This is a genomic window from Streptomyces sp. NPDC002643 (assembly GCF_053592555.1).
The window spans coordinates 1-14450 of record NZ_JBSFVY010000038.1; the positions used below are offsets into that span (position 1 = coordinate 1).

The window sequence follows — 14450 nt, forward strand, 5'->3', positions numbered from 1 at the left end:
AACAGGCGGGCGTCGAACTCGACCTCGCCCAGAGTGGGGAAGAACGCGGCCGGTGCGCCGCTGCGCGTGCCGGGGCGGCAGGTGACGAGGAGGTCTGGGCGGCCGGAGAGGGCGACCAGCCGGTCGCCGAGTTCGGCTCCCACGCGCAGCCACGCGGCCGGGGAGGAACGGGGTTGCGCGGGCGGGGCGCCGTCGTCGTCCCATCGCGCGAGGTCGGCGTCGTCGTCCGGCGTGGTGGTCGGGGACTGGACGTGGTGGTGGGCGCTCATCGCGAGCGGCCCGGTGTGCGGAGCCGGTGCTGCCCGGGGGCTGCCGGGCGGCCGAGGCGGGGAGCTGTTTGCCGAGGGTGAGGGGCGCGATCTTCTTGACGCCGGCAGCCTTGATGACGGCGGCGGCGACGGCGTCGCGATCCTCCACAGGAGCGATGCCGACGAGGTTCGCGAGCGCGGCTTTGGTGCCGAGGACGGCCTCGGTCTTCTGGTAGTTGAGCAGTTCCCGCAGTTGGGGGGCCCAGCCCAGCTCGCCGAGTTCGACTTGGTGGGCGAGGTGTCGGGCGACGCGGACCACCCGGGCATCGATCCTCAAGGCCAGGGCGAGGTCATAGTCCGTGCCGATCTGGATTTGCACGCTGAACCGGCTCGCGAGCGCCTCCGTCAAGACCGCGCCGTGGACGCCGGGATTGTGGCCCGCCACGACGTAGAAGCCCGGCTCGGCCTTGATGGTCTCGCCCTTGTGGGCCTTGACCTGGATCTGCCTGCGCCCGTCCATCGCGGGGTACAGCGCCGCCAGGACCTTCGGTGAGATCAAGGTGGCATCGTCGATCAGCAGGGCGCGGCCCTCGGTCATCGCGGTGACCAGCGGACCGTACTGGAAGACGTAGGCTCCCGCGTCGTCCTGTGTGTACTCGCCGATCAAGTCGCCGACCGTGGTGTCGCCGTCACCGGCGACGGTGAGCAGGTCCTCGAACGCCGCCTCGACCAGACTCGTCTTGCCGGTGCCCGGAGGGCCGTAGAGCAGCACCGGCACGTCGGCGTCGCGCAGGCGATTCAACGCCTCGACGTCGGGCAGATCGGCCAGCTCCCGGGGGCGGTAGAGCTGGCCCCCCGCGCGGAGGATCGGGCCGGTCTGCCTGGGCGTGGCTGCTGCGGGAATGGTCGTGCGGGCCGTGGCCGCCTGGGCGCGGGGAGAGTGGGTGCCCGGTGGGCTGATCACAGCGGTCTGCGCGGCTGCGGCGGTTTTCGCGTTCGCCCGGAACTCCGGCTGTCCGGTTCCGCCTTGGTCGGCCTCGCCGCGTCGCACCAGGGTGAGGGCGGCGTTGCGGACGGCGCTGTGGGAGTGGCCCAGCTGCCTGGCCATGTCCCCGATGGTGAGCGTGTACGCCGGCCGGTCGGCCAGCAGTCGGGCCACTTTGGCCCGTAGTTCGCCGCCCTTGGTGCGCGCTGGACTGGTAGGCGGTCCGGGTGTGGTCAATGAGGGCCCTTCAACAGGTGTGGGTGCGGGTTGGGTTGGCGATGCGCTGGAGAGGCTGTCCGCTCTCGGAGCGCATCACGGACTGTGCCGACATCGGCGACCGGGCAGGCCGGGGCGTACCGTCGGCGCTCACCGGCCGACCGAGGGCTCGGTCCAGGTGCAGGGGATGGCCAGCGACGAGCAGCTCGCCGGCTGCCGAGCAGGCCCGTGCGTCCGCTCCGTACCGGGCTCCGTCGCTCGGCAGGCGCAGCCGGGCGTCTCTTCGAAGCCGTCCTTGAGCAGGATCCGCCGGGCGGCGGCGTTGTAGCCGGTGGTGGTGATCTCGCCGGTGACGGTGTGCCGGATCGTCATGAACGGCTCTGCTGGTGCTTCGGGCAAGGCGGAACTCCTATCGGTGGTGGCGGGAAAGCGGTGGGGTGTTGGGCGAAAGCGAGGCAGGCCCGGAGCTTCCAGCACATCAACGGTGCGTGGCTGGACCACGAACGATGAGCAATGACTGCCGACATGCTCCAGGGCGGGCCTCACCGCCCCGCAGCTACCTGACTCGCCTTTCCGCACGTTCTGATAGCCGGGTGTACCAACAACGGCCATGTACGGGGGAATCTCCTTGTGAGGGGGTGGTGGCGTGGGGTGCCGGTGGATTCAGGCGGCGCGGGGGCGTGTGTGGAGTTCAGTGAACTGCGCGGCGGCGCGGTCGAGGAGGTCGATCTGGCGCCGCGAGGTGCGGCGGGCGGCGGTGGCAAGGACGCGGTCGATGCGCGGGTCGAGGGTGCTGATGGCGTCCAGTCCGGCGGCGCGGGCGACGGTCAGGCGCAGCTCGGCCTCCAGCCAGGACCAGTGCTCGGCGGCGGGCGCAGGGACGTCATCGCCGGCAAAGCCGGTCAGGTAGCCGCTGCTGGCGGAGGACAGGATCTCGCGCAGGGGGATGTTGTCGGAGGCCATCCAGCGGCCGTGTTCCAACAGAGTGAGGATGGCGCAGCGCATCAGGGTCAGCTCGTCGCGCTGCGGCGCAGTGCAGACCGGGCAGGCGTAGTTGTGGCAGTTCCAGGCGGGTGCGGTCGAGCGGGTATGGCGGAAGGTCCGTTCTGGGAAGGTGAGTTGGCTGGAGGGGTATGCCGGGTCAGTGACGTGGCCGCCGCGCGGTGTCGGCGTGCGAAGGATGCGTGGTCATGGCGGTCTTCGCGCGCCGCGGCGGTCCTGATGCGTCGCCCGGGGTGGGGCGCAGGTCGGGGGCGAGGTCGACGCGGTACCGGGCGGCGGTGAGCATCTCGGCCGCCCAGGTGGCGTGTTCGTTCTCCCACCGGTGGCCCCGGTCGAACGGCATGCGGATCCAGACGCCGCGCAGCATGGGGTAGGTGTCGAATCCGGCGCGGGCCAGGACGCTGGCGGCGAACGTGTCGACGGGACCGTCGACTTCGACTTCACCGCCCGGGCCGCGGGTGATGCGGATCGCCGCGGCGCTCATCGGCTCCGCCTTCCTCCGGCTGCCCGGGCTCGGCTGCCCACGGGCAGGGAAGCGGTCCGCGGTACGGAGGCAGGGAGGGATGCTGCCGGGGCGGTGCGGGTCTGCGGGGAGCGGGTGGCCGCGGCCTGCGCGATGCGGGTACGGCGTTCCAACAGGCCGTAGCTCACGCCGGGTTGGGGTCGGCCGGGATCGTCGGCCGGGGTGAGGGTGGCAGCGGTGTGCACCGGGTAGCCGAGGCGGCGCAGATCCTGCACGGCCTGGCGGGCACGGCGCAGGCCGTCGTGTTCAGGATGGGTGAGCCGGTACCGGCCGACGGTGCCAGGGATGGGCTCGAACTGCTCGCGAGTGAGGAGCCAGTCGGCCAGATGGCCGGGGATCTGGGGACCGGCTTCGGCGACGTAGCCGTGTTCGGGGTGGGTGGTGAAGCGGAAGCGGTCGGACAGAGACGAATCCTTGATCTGTACGTTCAGCGGTGCGCTGGGGTGGCTGGGGGCGTGGGCGGCGGCGCCGGGCGGGTGGTGAGCAGCCGCGGGCTGGGCGCGGACAGGGCTGCCGGTCCGCCCGGCACGGCGGCGCGGGCCTGGCGCTCGAACGTTGCGCCGTCGGTGAGCCAGGTCTCGATCGCGGGCAGCACGGAGAGGCCGAGGCGGCCCCGGATCTGGCTCCAATCGTGGGCGGGCAGCATCCGGGGGATCGAGTACAGCTCGTTCCGTGTGTCGTTCCACTCGCCCCAGGCGTCCTGGCTGTCGGCGAGTGCTTCGCGCAGGCCGGTCAGCGCGGCGGCGTCCTGGGGCCACGGAGTGGCCGTGGGGCGGCACCGGGCCAGCAGGCGTGGAGCGTGTTCGAGAACATCAGTGAAGGAGAGCCAGGCCCAGTCGGCGAAGTCCCGTTCCATGCCGGCGACCAGGCGTGTGTCGCTGAGCGGGATCCCGTCGCTGTAGCGGCCGGAATCCTTGATCGCCTTCAGGGCCTGGTGTTCTTCCCGGATCCGCTCCACCGCTCTCAGGACGGTGTTCAGGTCCCGGTGGTGGACAGCGCTGCGGTAGGCGGGCAGGAACGTGTGCGTGACGGCGTGCGCGGCAAGGCCCGGATCGGCGGGCAGCACGATGCTGCGCGGGGTGGTGGGGTCGTCGTGCGGGTCCTCCTTCTCGTGGGCGGTGAGAGCCCCGAGGAGGTAGCCGCTGCGGTGACCGGGACGCTCGATCAGCAGCAGTTCGGTGCCGGCAGTGTTCTTCAGCACGGACGCGAACGGGATGCGGTACTCCACGAGGGCGTGGTGGATGTCGCCGGCGTCCCACAGCCCGTACCAGAGGTCCTCCTGCCACAGCGGGTGGCTGTAGATCTCCAGTGTCGCGCTCCACGCGCCGGGCAGCCGGGAGGCGATCTCGGTTCCGATGTCGCCGAGGTAGGGCCGGGGACTGGGGGTGATGGTGACGCCGTGCTGGTGGGCGTGGTGCACCAGGGCGCTGGCGGTGGACCGGGCGGCCTCGGGGTCGTTCAGCGGGGCGGCGAACACCCCGTTGGGCAGGCGGTTGAATCCGGCGTCTTCGAGGGCGTGGTGGGCTTGTTGGTACTCCTCGCCGGACGCGATGGCGACCAGGCCCAGGGCGCAGCTGGTGGTGAGGGTGATCTGAGCGGGAGGGTTCGGCGGCAACTCGGCTTTCCTTGGAGGGGAGTTCAGGGACGGACACGCTGCGGCGGCTGCGCGACGGCGGGCGGCCGGCTGGCGCGTGGCACGGCCGGACCAGCCGGGGGCGGGGCCGTGCGCAGGGCGGCGGCGGTATTGCGCAGCCGGGCACGGGCCGCGACATACTTCTCGGCCGTCAGCATCCGTAGAACCTGCGGGTCGTTGCGCAGATGAGAGTGGGCGAGGTCCGGCAACGCCTCGCGCTGGAAGCCGGTCGTGGTGTAGGTCAACGCCTCGGCCAGGGTGTCCAGAGCGTGCGCCATGCCCGCGGTGGCCCGGGCGAGCCGGACCAGGACGAGGCGTTCCGGCGCGTGGACCATGGCCGGGGCGGTGAACCGCTCCTGGGCACGTTCAACGGCGTGCTGCAGATGGTGGGACAGCATGGCGATGTCGTCGGCGAGTGTGACCGGGTCGACGGCCTCGGGCCTGGTGGGAAACTCGGCGGCCAGCTCGTCCAGACGCCGGGCCAGGTGATCGAGCGTGCTCTGGGAGACGGAGGAGTCCATCACACCACCCCGGCCGCATCGCTCGTCGCCGGGACCCGGAGGGCGGCTCGCAGGCTGCGCCCGTAGTTCCACGCATGGCGGCGGGCTGCCGGCTCCACGACGTCGTAGTTGTCCTGACGGGTCATCTGGCCTGGGTGCTTGCGGTAGCGGTAGACCGGCACGGGCAGCAGGACGCCGGGTGCGAGGCAGGTGACGCCGATCGCGGCCATGTAGTCCTCGCCCTGGACCAGGCCGCCCATCGGTGCAGCGCGCACCAGATCGGTGCGCGCGAGGATCGTGGTCGGCCCGATCGGGATGGTGTCGTCCGGTTCCTTCCAGTACGTCCACACGTCGCCGGCCGCGTGTCGGCCGGGCGGTGTCGGGCAGCGCCACAGCGTCGTGGTCCCGTCCGCATGGAGATCCTGGCTGTATCCGGCGCACCAGCCCACCCCGGAATCCTCCAGAACGCGCAGTCGCAGCGCCATGGCGTCGTCGGTGAACTCGTCATCGTCGTCAGCCAAGTTGACGTACTCGGTGCGCACCTCGTTGAGCGCCAGATTGCGGGCGCAGGCCGCACCGACCGGGCGCGGAAGGGCGAGCACACGGACGCGCGGGTCGCCGGCAAGGGCGGCGGGAAGCCGGGCCGGATCGGCGCCGTCGAGAGCGACAACGGCCTCCCAGGGAACACCCTGTCGGCACAGGCTGGCATGCATCGACACGAGGAACGCCAGCCGGTCCGGGCGGAGTTGAGTGGCGATGACCACGGTGATCTTCGGGCGGGGGCGCGGGGACAGAGCATTCTCCAGGCAGGCAGCGGATCGGTGCACGGCTGCCGTGGGCTAGCGGCGGGCGGCCCTGTTCGGGGCCGGCGCGGTGACGGGCACGGTGGTGGACAAGTGGGGCATGAACCGCGGCGGGACGACCGGGGCCGGGGAGTCCGGATACCAGGCACCCGGATCGGCACGGATGACGCTGCGCGGGTCGGTGTTCCATGCGACGACGGGACCGCGGTCGTACGCCCCGAGGGCGATCACTTCGATGCCGTGCGGCTGCAGGACGTAGGCCCAGTCCAGGTCGTCGGTGCCGTCCTGCGTGATGAGTTCACGCTCGGCCGGGGCGCCGACGGTGCTGTACACGTTGGCGAGCTGGCGGCTGGGATACTCCTGGCCCCCGGTCAGCGAGCGGCGCACGGGCGCGGGGGTGCCGTCGAGGAGGTCGGTGCCCAGCTCCTCCCAGCCGTGGTGGACCTCGTCGATCAGGTGCCGGGCCATCGCCTCCAGGTCACCGGCGAACCGGTACTGGTAGGCGGCCAGGAGCAGCGGGAGTTTGCTGTCGGGGTAGCCGTCGAAGTGGACGTACACGCCGGCATATCCCTCGGCGGTGGGGCGGGCGATGACCGCACGGGTGGACAGATCAGTCTCCAGGGATGGGGTGGGTCAGTGCGAACGGGTGCGCGGTGCCGGTGCCACGGCGGGGGCCGGTGCGGCGGTCCGCGCGGTGGCCGATGGCGGTGTGCTGGCCGGGATCGGCTGGCCGGGCTTCCACAGGCCCGGGGTGTCGCGGAGCCGGACGCGGGGGTCGGTGCTCCATGCGACGACGGGACCGCGCTCCACGCCGGGCGCGCTGATCACTTCGATGCCGTGCGGGTGCAGCACATATCCCCAGTTCAGACGGGACACCGTCCGCTCCGTGTAGAGCAGCGGCGGCTCGGCGGACCGGGCCGGGTAGCGCATGTCGGGCGCGTCGCGGCTGGCGGCGAGGCGCTCGCGCAGGGCGTCGGGCGCGCTGTCGAGGAGATCGGTGCCGAGGCAGGACCAGCCCTGTGGCGCGTCGTCGATGAGGTAGGCGGCCATCGCCTCGGTGTCGCTGACGAACCGGTGCCGGTGCGCGGCGAGCAGCAGCGGCAGCTGATGGCTGGGATAACCGTCCCAGTGGACGTACACCCCGGCGTAGCCGGTGGCGGTGGGACGGGCGATGAAGGAACGGGTGGCCAGAAGCGCTCCAGGCTCGTGGGGGCGATGCGTCGTTCAGCGGCGGCGCGCCGGCCGGGTGTCGTTGGCGACGGCCCGGCCGTGCTGCTCGGTCACCGTGGACGCCGGTGCGTACGCCGTGGTGGGCGGGGTGTCGGCGACGGGCGTGGTGACGGCGGCGAGCGCACGCTGGAGGCTGCGCAGGGCGGCGGCGTGGCCGAGCGTGACGGCCAGCTGGCTCTCGACGGGGGCGGCGGTGCCTGGGCGGGGTGCGAGCCGGTGGGCGTCGGCGAGGCCGGTCACCGTCGTACTCAGGTGGGTGGCGGCGCGGTTGCTGTGTGCGAGAGCGGCGGCCAGCCGGCCCAGGTACGCGCGTCCCGCGCTGGTTGCCGCGAGGGGGCTGTCGGCGGTCTGGCGCAGATCCGCGACGAGACCGGAGGACAGGTTGTACACGGTGACCAGCTGCTGCAGCACGGGCGCGAGTGCGGCCTGTGCGCTGCCGGTCTGCGGCGGGAGCAGGCTCGCGGAGGCCGTCTCGATGCGGCGCTGCCAGGTGGTCAGGTGGTCGCGGACGAAGTCGTCGTCGGTCGGGTTCATCGCACCTGCCCCCTGCGCGGTGCGGCGGGGCCGTGGGGCGGGTAGGTGCGCGGGCCGTTGGGTGAGGGGATGGTGATGTAGAACCCCTGGAGCCGGAGGCGGTGCACGCTGATGGTCAGCTGGCGCCGGGCCGCCGTGTCGGTGAGGGAGTCCGGCAAGTGGCATTCGCCGGTGGCGGGGTCGAGCAGGAATCCGCCGCGGGCGAGCAGTTCGATGACGGCGCCGAGGTAGCCGGTGCGGATCCGCGGACGGCGGCGTTCGTCGAGGGTGACGTGGACCTGGAGGTGGCCCAGGCTGCTGCGCCGGATCGGGGTGGGGGCGGAGAGGCGGTAGTCGGTCAGCAGCCGCCGGTGCAGGCGGGCCGCGGCGCGGACGGGGTCGGTGGGGACTGCGATCCCGCGCGGGGCGCGAAGGCCCGTCACGTGCTGGTGGCTGGTGTTGGCGGGCAGCATCGGCAGCGCCAGGTACTCGCCCAGGCGGTGGGGGCGGGGCATGACGTACAGCTGCAGGCCCCAGTGGTGGGTGAGCACGCTGCGCTGAATGTTGGCCGTTTCGAACGCGGCGTACGGCAGGGGGCCGCTGTCCCAGATCCTGGCGCTGGCCGGGTCGTTGGCGATGGGCACCGCGGTCGGGTCGTGCCGCCAGCCGGGCAGGCGGTCGGCGAGCGCGCGGGTGAACTCCGTTATGTGCAAGGGCGATTCCTCAACCGGCGAGGCGCCGGGCCGGCCGGTCGCGACGGGGCGGTCATGCATGGGCGTCGGTGCGCCGGCAGGTGTAGCCGATCAGTGTCGACTTGCCCGGTGTGGTCGGGACGGTGGCGGCGTCGGAGCAGGTGAACGTGTAGGTGAAGTAGGGGGAGTTGCTGGTGCCGAGCCATGCGCGGTCGTCCTTGCCGGGGATGATCTCCAGCCCCGGGGCGACGGCGTCGCGCTGGGTGTGCGTGTGGGAGAAGACGACGAGGGCCTGGCCGTCGGTGGTCTTGAGTGCGTAGCTGTCGGGGTACTCCGTGGCGGCCAGGGAGAAGCGGGTGGTGCCGCGGGTGCCGAACTTGGTGCCGGTCTTGTCGTGGACCTTGATCTGACGGGCCGATGCCTTGGAGGAGGTGAAGACCTTCTTGCCGGACATGCCGCCGCCGGTGGCGAAGTTGTCGCCGATGGCGGTGCGCAGTACGTCGACGGGGGCGGCCACGTTCTCGGTGGAGGTGGCGTCCACGGCGGTGGCGTAGCCCTGGGCGTCCAGGGCGATCTTCGGCAGCTTCTTGGGGTCGGTGAGGTCGACGGTGGCGACCATCTCCCACCGCTTCGTCTTCGCCTGCTCAGCCATCACCAGCACGCGGGTGTACTGCTTCTTCTTGCCGCTGAGGCTGACGGCCGCGAACCACTTCTGCTGGCCCGCGGCGATCCGGGGGATGTAGACGTCGGTGGCGTCCAGATCGTACGACCAGGGCTTGTACGTCTCGCGGTCGGCCTTGGGCAGACCCTCGTTCTCCTTGTAGTCCGCGACCGACTGCGCGTACAGCGGGCCGTCCTCGACGGTGTCGAGGACGCTGCGGCTGGAGTGCGCGTTGGCTTCATTGTTGATCTTGGAGTAGCGGGAGATCTGGGCGAGGGCCTCCTTCTTCGTCAGCGCCGGCTCGGCGGTCGGGGCCGGCGAGGCGGTGCGGGTGGCCTTGGCCGGGGTGCTCGTGTCGGAGGAGGTGGAGTTGCACGCGGACGCGGTGAGCGCGACGGACAGAGCGGTGAGCAGGAGTGCGGCCTGGCGGGCGGTGGTGTGCGACGGGATGTGAGTGCTCCGGGGTGCGGGATCAGCGGGAACGGGAAGGGGAAGCGGCTGCAGCGGGAGACGGCGCGGGCACGGTCGCGGCCGGTGGTGTGCGGGTGTCGGCGGCTGTGCGCAGTTGCTTGGCGGCGCGGGCGAGGTGGATGCGGCTGTCGCCGAGGCGGTCCACGAGCCGTTGCTGCTCGATGGCGAGAGCCCGGCTACGGGCGGGGCCGGGGGCCTGGTGGGCGAGGTCGGCGAGCTGGCCGAGGTGGTGGACGGCGGCACCGAGGGCGGCGAGCGCGAGACCGGCGGGGGCAGCGGCACTCGCGAGCGCGAGGGTCGTGCGGCGCACCGTGACCGTGGCCGGGTAGCTGGTGGCCCCCCGGTGACGGAACGCGCTCTCACCGGCCAGGAATGCCAGCAGGCGGGCCAGGTGGCGGACTTCGTCGTCCAGGATCTCGCTCAGTGCCGGATCCGGGCGGATCTGGTCGGGAAGCGGAAGCTGGTCGGAGACGGCGTTGAACTTGTCGGCCATGTCGTGCAGCAGCATCCGCTGGTCGGGATCGGACGCGGACAGCGGTAACTCCTTGATGCCGAGGCGGTGTTCTACCGCCGGGAGGCGGGCTTTGACGCCGCGGCCACCGGCGTCCTGCTCGCGGCTGCCGCTGCGGGAGGAGGAAGGGGTGCGGCACGGCGGAAGTTGACGCCGATGCCCTGGAGCGTGAGCTTCTGGGCGGCGAGCTGGACCAGCAGGGCGCGCTCCTTGGCGCTGTAGGAAGCCGGCAGCACGAAGGCGAACTCGTTCGGCCGGTACTGGAAGCGGCAGCCGAACAGCGTCATGCGCGCTTCCTCGGGCACCGCGTCGTACGGTGCGCCCACCACGCCGTCCGGGTACCAGATGAGGGTGAGGGTCTGGGCGGTCTCGGGCGCGGGCTGGCGGTGCGGCGGCTCGGGCTGGGCGAGGGCGTTGTCGCGGACCGCGGCCAGCGCGGCCCGGTAGCGGGGCAGGAGGCGGCGGGTGACGTGAGCGGCGGCCCGGACTGCGTTGCTGGGGACGGCGATGCCGTTCGGCTCGCGCACCGGGGAGATCTGATGCGTCGTGAAGCCCTCGGGCTCCAGTGGGGCCACCACGAACTGGCGGCGATACCGGGGCCGGTCGGTCACGTAGAGCTGCTGCCCGTCGGGGCCGTCCAGGACGGCGTCATGGCCCAGCGCGTACTGGCTGACGATGTAGTCGACGTGGCCGACGTCCCAGAGCCGTTCAATGGTGGGGAACTGGTCCTCGAAGGTGCGGTATCGGTGATACTCGCTTGTCCACATGCCGGGCAGACGCTCGGCGAGGGCGGTGGCGAAGAGGGACAACGAGGTCGGGCGAGGTGCGGACATCGGTTCCTGAGGTGCTGTGGAGGCCGGTTGGGCCATGGGTGGTCAGCGCCGTGGTGTTCCCGGCCCGGCTTGCGGGCCAGGCGGGGACGGAGGCACACCGGGCGAGGTAGGGGCCTTCTTCAGGAGCGCGTCGAGGTCCGGGGGCGGGTCGTAGTACGCGCGGAGGATCGTGAGATCGGCTTCGGTGGCCATGGCGAGCGCGGACGCGATGCTGCTGGCGGCACCGCGCAGCAGCGAGGATGGTGATCCGGGTTCGGCTCCGCGGTTTTGGCCCTTCCACTTGGCGGTGACGGCCAGCTGATCGATGACCTCGTTCAGGAACGGCCCGACCGCGTCCAGGAGGGTGTCGAGCACGGCGTGGAACTCGGCCGGGGTCTCGGCCGCCTCCAGGGCCGTGCGGTAAGGGCTCAGGTCCGGGGCGGGCAACGGCTCGGGCGGCAGAGGGTGTTGCGTACGGAAGACTTCGGCGTCGCGGTCCGCCCAGCGTCGCAGGTCGTCCCGTGTGGCGGATCGGGTGTGGTGCGCGCGGATCTGCTCGGCGGTGCGTCCGGCGTTGTCGTAGAGCTCGAAGTCGGCGTTGCGCAGGGGGACTTCCGATCGGGTGTGTCAGAGGCGCCGGCGGGCCCCGCGCGGTGGCGGGGGTGGGCTGATGGACGGCGCGGACGGTGGGGTGGGCAGCCGCGGTGCCGGTGCGAGCGGGGTGAGGGCCCGCATCCGGTCCTCGGCCACGTGCAGGACCTCTGCGAGGTTGCGGATCTCGGCCGCGGCGTCGGCGAGGTCGTAGGACAGGTCGAAGCCGTCGTCCTCCTCGGCTTCCTTGGCCTTCTCCCCGGCGGCTTCGAAGAACTCGCCGAGCTGTGCCAGCAGGCCGTGGGTGGGCTCCAGGATCTGGTGCAGCAGGGCAGCGGCATCCGCATACGACGCGGCTCCGTTGATCCGGTCGGTCAACGCGCGCAGCGCATCGCCGTAGACGTAGACGGCGACACGGTCTGGTGTGCCGGGGACGTCTCGCGCCTGGGGAGGGGGCGCTGGCTGGGGTGAACGCACGTGAGGGCTTTCGTGGGGCAAGACGGGGTGTGGTAGCAGCCCGAGCTGGCCAAGACGGTGGTCGATCGCCTCGATCAGCGGGGCGGTGCCGCCGTTTCGGACTTCGGGCCGCTGGGGAGCACCGGGGTCGCCGGAGGGGGCCGAGTCGTAGAGGACCTCGAACAGCGTCTGGTCGTCGGGGTGCTCGCGGGTCGCGATCCAGCCCTCCGGGTCTCCGGGAGGGCGCCCGGAAGGCGGCTCCTGTGGCGGACTGATGATCAGGCAGCTGTCGTCGGGGAGCTGGACGCGCACGATGTAGGCGCTGAGGCCGAACTCGACGTCGCACGGCAGCCCGCGCGCCCGCAACGGCGTGGTGATGTGCGCGTGGCGACGCCACAGCTCCTGCCACCACGCCGTGTTCACGTTGCGATGGTCGGGAAGCGGCGCGAGCGCAGCCGCGCGGGCGTCTGGGGTGTCCGGCCCGTCAGCGGCCACGGCTTCTCCCGTGGGACGCCGGTCGGTGTGGCGGAGGTGTCCGAGGAGGGACGCCAGCTTGCGGCTTCGGGACCGGACCGAAGTCGATTTCGTACTCGTCGTAGGTGGCGATCAGGCCGTGTTCCAGTTGGGCTTCACGGTCGGCGACCTGCGTCATGAGGTCGTCGTGCTCGGCCTGGCACTGCTGGTACTCGGCCCAGCCAGCTTCGCTGAGGTGAACGGGGCGGTTCAGAGCACTCCTTATGCGGGTGGGGGTGAAACGGGAGGCGCCAACCGTGCGTTGACTCGGCCGGGCCCGCGCTTGGACGGCGGGGATCCGTGGATCCTCAGCGGCCTGAGCCCCGTGCGGCGCGCGCTGTTAGCGGTGGAGACCGCCTGGCCGGGACCGGGGAAGTGCCGCCGGCCCTTCCCGCCGGGTGAGTGCGGGGAGGAAGTGTTGGAAGGCGAGGTGGTCGTCGAGTTCCTTGGCCGCGTCGCGAAGGGAATCCGAGGCGCGCCGCAGGAAGGCGCGCGCCGAGGCGTGGTCGATGACCATGCGCGCCGGGAACCCGTTGGATCACCGCAACCGGGCGTCGGTGTCGAAGAGCGACAGCTCGTGCGGATGGAGGAGGTGCTGGACGATGAAAGATCGTCCGGCGACCTTCCACAGGCCGCGCCCTCGGTTGAGATGGGCGAGCGCGTCGCTTTCCACCGAGGTGAGGCCCAGCAGGGCTGCTGCGGCATGGAGTTGGTCGGTCTCTTGCCGGTAGATGATGCGGGTGGAGCAGTCGGCGAGGAGCCCTTCGGCGAGGGCGCGTCCGCGTGATCCGGCGTCGCCTGCGGTGAGCAGGTCGGACAGCCGGTGGATGACCATGAGGTTGGCGATCCCCAGGCCGCGGCTGAGTTTCCACTGGGACTGCATGCGCTGCAGCAGGCCGGGGTGGCGCATCAGGCGCCACGCCTCGTCGTAGACGATCCATCTCCGGCCGCCGTTCGGGTCGGACAGGGCGGATTCCATCCAGGCGGACGCGCAGGTCATGGCGAGGACGAGTGCGGTGTCGTCGCCGGTTCCGCCCAGCCGGGACAGGTCGATGGTCAGCATCGGCGAGTTGGGATCGAACGCCACCGTGCTGGGAGCGTCGAACATCCCGGCGAGGTCTCCGTGGACGAGGCGGCGCATGGCGTGGGCGAGGTCGCGGGAGGCGTCGCCGAGGCGGCCGGACATGATGCCGCCGGCCGCGTCGAGTGCGTCGGGGTTGTTGAGGGTGGCGGCGATGTCACCGAGCAGCGGGGTACGTCCGGCCGAGGCGGCCCGGGTGACGACGGCGTCCAGCGCGACGTCCAGGCCGGTGTGCTCCATCGGCAGCAGCTCCCGCCCGAGCACGGTGCGGGCCAGCGAGCCGAGCAGCAACAGACGGCGCTTGCGGATCTCGCCCGCCCAGTCGGCCTCCGAGACACTGTTCGGCCGGGGAGCTGCGTCCAGCGGGTTCAGCTTTCCGGGCAGTCCCGGCCCGAGCGCGATCGAGGTGCCGCCCAGCGCCTGCGCCACCGGCGTCCATTCCCCCTTGGGATCGCACGGGACATAGACCCGGTAGCCGAAGGCGATCGACCGTAGCGCGAAGGACTTCGCGAGCGCCGACTTGCCCTGTCCGATCACCCCGGCCAGCAGCACATTCGGGTTGGTGAAGCCCTCGATCTTGCCGTACAGGGCGAACGGATCGAAGCAGAACGACGCCTCCGCGTGCACGTCGCGGCCGATGTAGATGCCCTCGGCCCCCAGCCCGCCCTCGGCAAGGAACGGATACGCCCCGGACGCGGTGGCGGTGGTCATCCGGTGGGCGGGCAGCTTGAGCCTGCTGTGGCGGGCGGACGCGGGTCCGGGCCGCCCGGCGGACGGGAAGAAGGCAGGGGGCATCTCCTGCTCCTCCGCGGCGGCGCCACCGGTGCGGGCAGCTGCTTCGGCGCGGGCCTTCACGGTGGCCTCGGCGAGCTGGCGGTGGGCGGTCTTACGGGAGGCGCGGTCGCTGCCGTGCGGGGTGAACAGGGGGCTGGCGCTGGCGCGGCGGGCACGGCGCGCGGGCCGGTGGCTCATGGCGGGGCGGCTTTCACGAAGGCGGCGGGTCTGGACG

General features: G+C 71.9%; 16 protein-coding genes and 2 pseudogenes. All 18 read right to left on the reverse strand.

The features are described from left to right. Window positions 1-269: pseudogene (locus tag ACWD4G_RS38080) on the reverse strand (hypothetical protein); the annotation flags it as partial. A gap of 10 nt (window positions 270-279) precedes the next feature. Further along, window positions 280-1407: pseudogene (locus ACWD4G_RS38085) on the reverse strand (AAA family ATPase); the annotation flags it as partial. A gap of 192 nt (window positions 1408-1599) precedes the next feature. Next, a complete protein-coding gene (locus ACWD4G_RS38090; protein WP_451302070.1) occupies window positions 1600-1821 on the reverse strand; it encodes a hypothetical protein in 222 nt (73 codons plus the stop codon). Between the two features lie 291 nt (window positions 1822-2112). Then, window positions 2113-2454, reverse strand: a complete 342-nt coding sequence (locus ACWD4G_RS38095) for a hypothetical protein (protein ID WP_451301910.1) — start codon at window positions 2452-2454, stop codon at window positions 2113-2115. A gap of 136 nt (window positions 2455-2590) precedes the next feature. Next, a complete protein-coding gene (locus ACWD4G_RS38100) occupies window positions 2591-2935 on the reverse strand; it encodes a hypothetical protein (RefSeq protein ID WP_451301912.1) in 345 nt (114 codons plus the stop codon). Between the two features lie 466 nt (window positions 2936-3401). Next, window positions 3402-4589: a hypothetical protein gene (locus ACWD4G_RS38105; RefSeq protein WP_451301914.1), complete on the reverse strand. Its 1188-nt coding sequence runs from the start codon at window positions 4587-4589 to the stop codon at window positions 3402-3404. A gap of 23 nt (window positions 4590-4612) precedes the next feature. Next, window positions 4613-5128: a hypothetical protein gene (locus ACWD4G_RS38110; protein ID WP_451301916.1), complete on the reverse strand. Its 516-nt coding sequence runs from the start codon at window positions 5126-5128 to the stop codon at window positions 4613-4615. Then, the gene (locus ACWD4G_RS38115) at window positions 5128-5871 is read right to left on the reverse strand and encodes a glycosyltransferase family 2 protein (RefSeq protein ID WP_451302072.1); all 744 of its coding nucleotides are present in this window, start codon (window positions 5869-5871) and stop codon (window positions 5128-5130) included. Before ACWD4G_RS38115 ends, ACWD4G_RS38110 begins: the two co-directional genes overlap by 1 nt. 75 nt (window positions 5872-5946) lie before the next feature. Continuing rightward, entirely contained in the window at window positions 5947-6468 is a 522-nt protein-coding gene (locus tag ACWD4G_RS38120) for a hypothetical protein (RefSeq protein ID WP_451301918.1), read from the reverse strand. 75 nt (window positions 6469-6543) lie between these two features. After that, window positions 6544-7050, reverse strand: a complete 507-nt coding sequence (locus ACWD4G_RS38125) for a hypothetical protein (protein ID WP_451301920.1) — start codon at window positions 7048-7050, stop codon at window positions 6544-6546. 84 nt (window positions 7051-7134) lie between these two features. After that, complete coding sequence (locus ACWD4G_RS38130) at window positions 7135-7674, reverse strand: hypothetical protein (RefSeq protein ID WP_451301922.1); 540 nt, start codon at window positions 7672-7674, stop codon at window positions 7135-7137. After that, window positions 7671-8366 carry a hypothetical protein gene (locus ACWD4G_RS38135; protein WP_451301924.1) on the reverse strand — a complete coding sequence of 232 codons (696 nt, stop codon included), beginning with the start codon at window positions 8364-8366 and terminating at the stop codon, window positions 7671-7673. The genes ACWD4G_RS38130 and ACWD4G_RS38135 overlap by 4 nt, the downstream gene beginning before the upstream one ends. A 52-nt stretch (window positions 8367-8418) precedes the next feature. Further along, window positions 8419-9510: a hypothetical protein gene (locus ACWD4G_RS38140; protein ID WP_451302074.1), complete on the reverse strand. Its 1092-nt coding sequence runs from the start codon at window positions 9508-9510 to the stop codon at window positions 8419-8421. After that, window positions 9479-9985 carry a hypothetical protein gene (locus tag ACWD4G_RS38145; protein ID WP_451301926.1) on the reverse strand — a complete coding sequence of 169 codons (507 nt, stop codon included), beginning with the start codon at window positions 9983-9985 and terminating at the stop codon, window positions 9479-9481. Before ACWD4G_RS38145 ends, ACWD4G_RS38140 begins: the two co-directional genes overlap by 32 nt. Window positions 9986-10041: 56 nt before the next feature. After that, the gene (locus ACWD4G_RS38150; RefSeq protein WP_451301927.1) at window positions 10042-10821 is read right to left on the reverse strand and encodes a hypothetical protein; all 780 of its coding nucleotides are present in this window, start codon (window positions 10819-10821) and stop codon (window positions 10042-10044) included. A 42-nt stretch (window positions 10822-10863) separates the two neighbouring features. Continuing rightward, window positions 10864-11247, reverse strand: coding sequence for a hypothetical protein (locus tag ACWD4G_RS38155; protein WP_451301929.1), 384 nt, complete (start codon window positions 11245-11247; stop codon window positions 10864-10866). A gap of 180 nt (window positions 11248-11427) precedes the next feature. Beyond that, window positions 11428-12342, reverse strand: coding sequence for a hypothetical protein (locus ACWD4G_RS38160; protein WP_451301931.1), 915 nt, complete (start codon window positions 12340-12342; stop codon window positions 11428-11430). A 556-nt stretch (window positions 12343-12898) separates the two neighbouring features. Further along, the gene (locus ACWD4G_RS38165) at window positions 12899-14413 is read right to left on the reverse strand and encodes an ATP-binding protein (protein WP_451301933.1); all 1515 of its coding nucleotides are present in this window, start codon (window positions 14411-14413) and stop codon (window positions 12899-12901) included. Window positions 14414-14450: the final 37 nt, after the last annotated feature.

Excerpts from the sequence above, each read along its gene's own strand:
- ACWD4G_RS38145 (WP_451301926.1), bottom strand. The coding sequence starts at position 9,985 with ATGCTGCTGCACGACATGGCCGACAAGTTCAACGCCGTCTCCGACCAG.
- ACWD4G_RS38100 (WP_451301912.1), bottom strand. The coding sequence starts at position 2,935 with ATGAGCGCCGCGGCGATCCGCATCACCCGCGGCCCGGGCGGTGAAGTC.
- ACWD4G_RS38090 (WP_451302070.1), bottom strand. The coding sequence starts at position 1,821 with ATGACGATCCGGCACACCGTCACCGGCGAGATCACCACCACCGGCTAC.
- ACWD4G_RS38150 (WP_451301927.1), bottom strand. The coding sequence starts at position 10,821 with ATGTCCGCACCTCGCCCGACCTCGTTGTCCCTCTTCGCCACCGCCCTC.
- ACWD4G_RS38165 (WP_451301933.1), bottom strand. The coding sequence starts at position 14,413 with ATGAGCCACCGGCCCGCGCGCCGTGCCCGCCGCGCCAGCGCCAGCCCC.
- ACWD4G_RS38110 (WP_451301916.1), bottom strand. The coding sequence starts at position 5,128 with ATGGACTCCTCCGTCTCCCAGAGCACGCTCGATCACCTGGCCCGGCGT.
- ACWD4G_RS38095 (WP_451301910.1), bottom strand. The coding sequence starts at position 2,454 with ATGCGCTGCGCCATCCTCACTCTGTTGGAACACGGCCGCTGGATGGCC.
- ACWD4G_RS38130 (WP_451301922.1), bottom strand. The coding sequence starts at position 7,674 with ATGAACCCGACCGACGACGACTTCGTCCGCGACCACCTGACCACCTGG.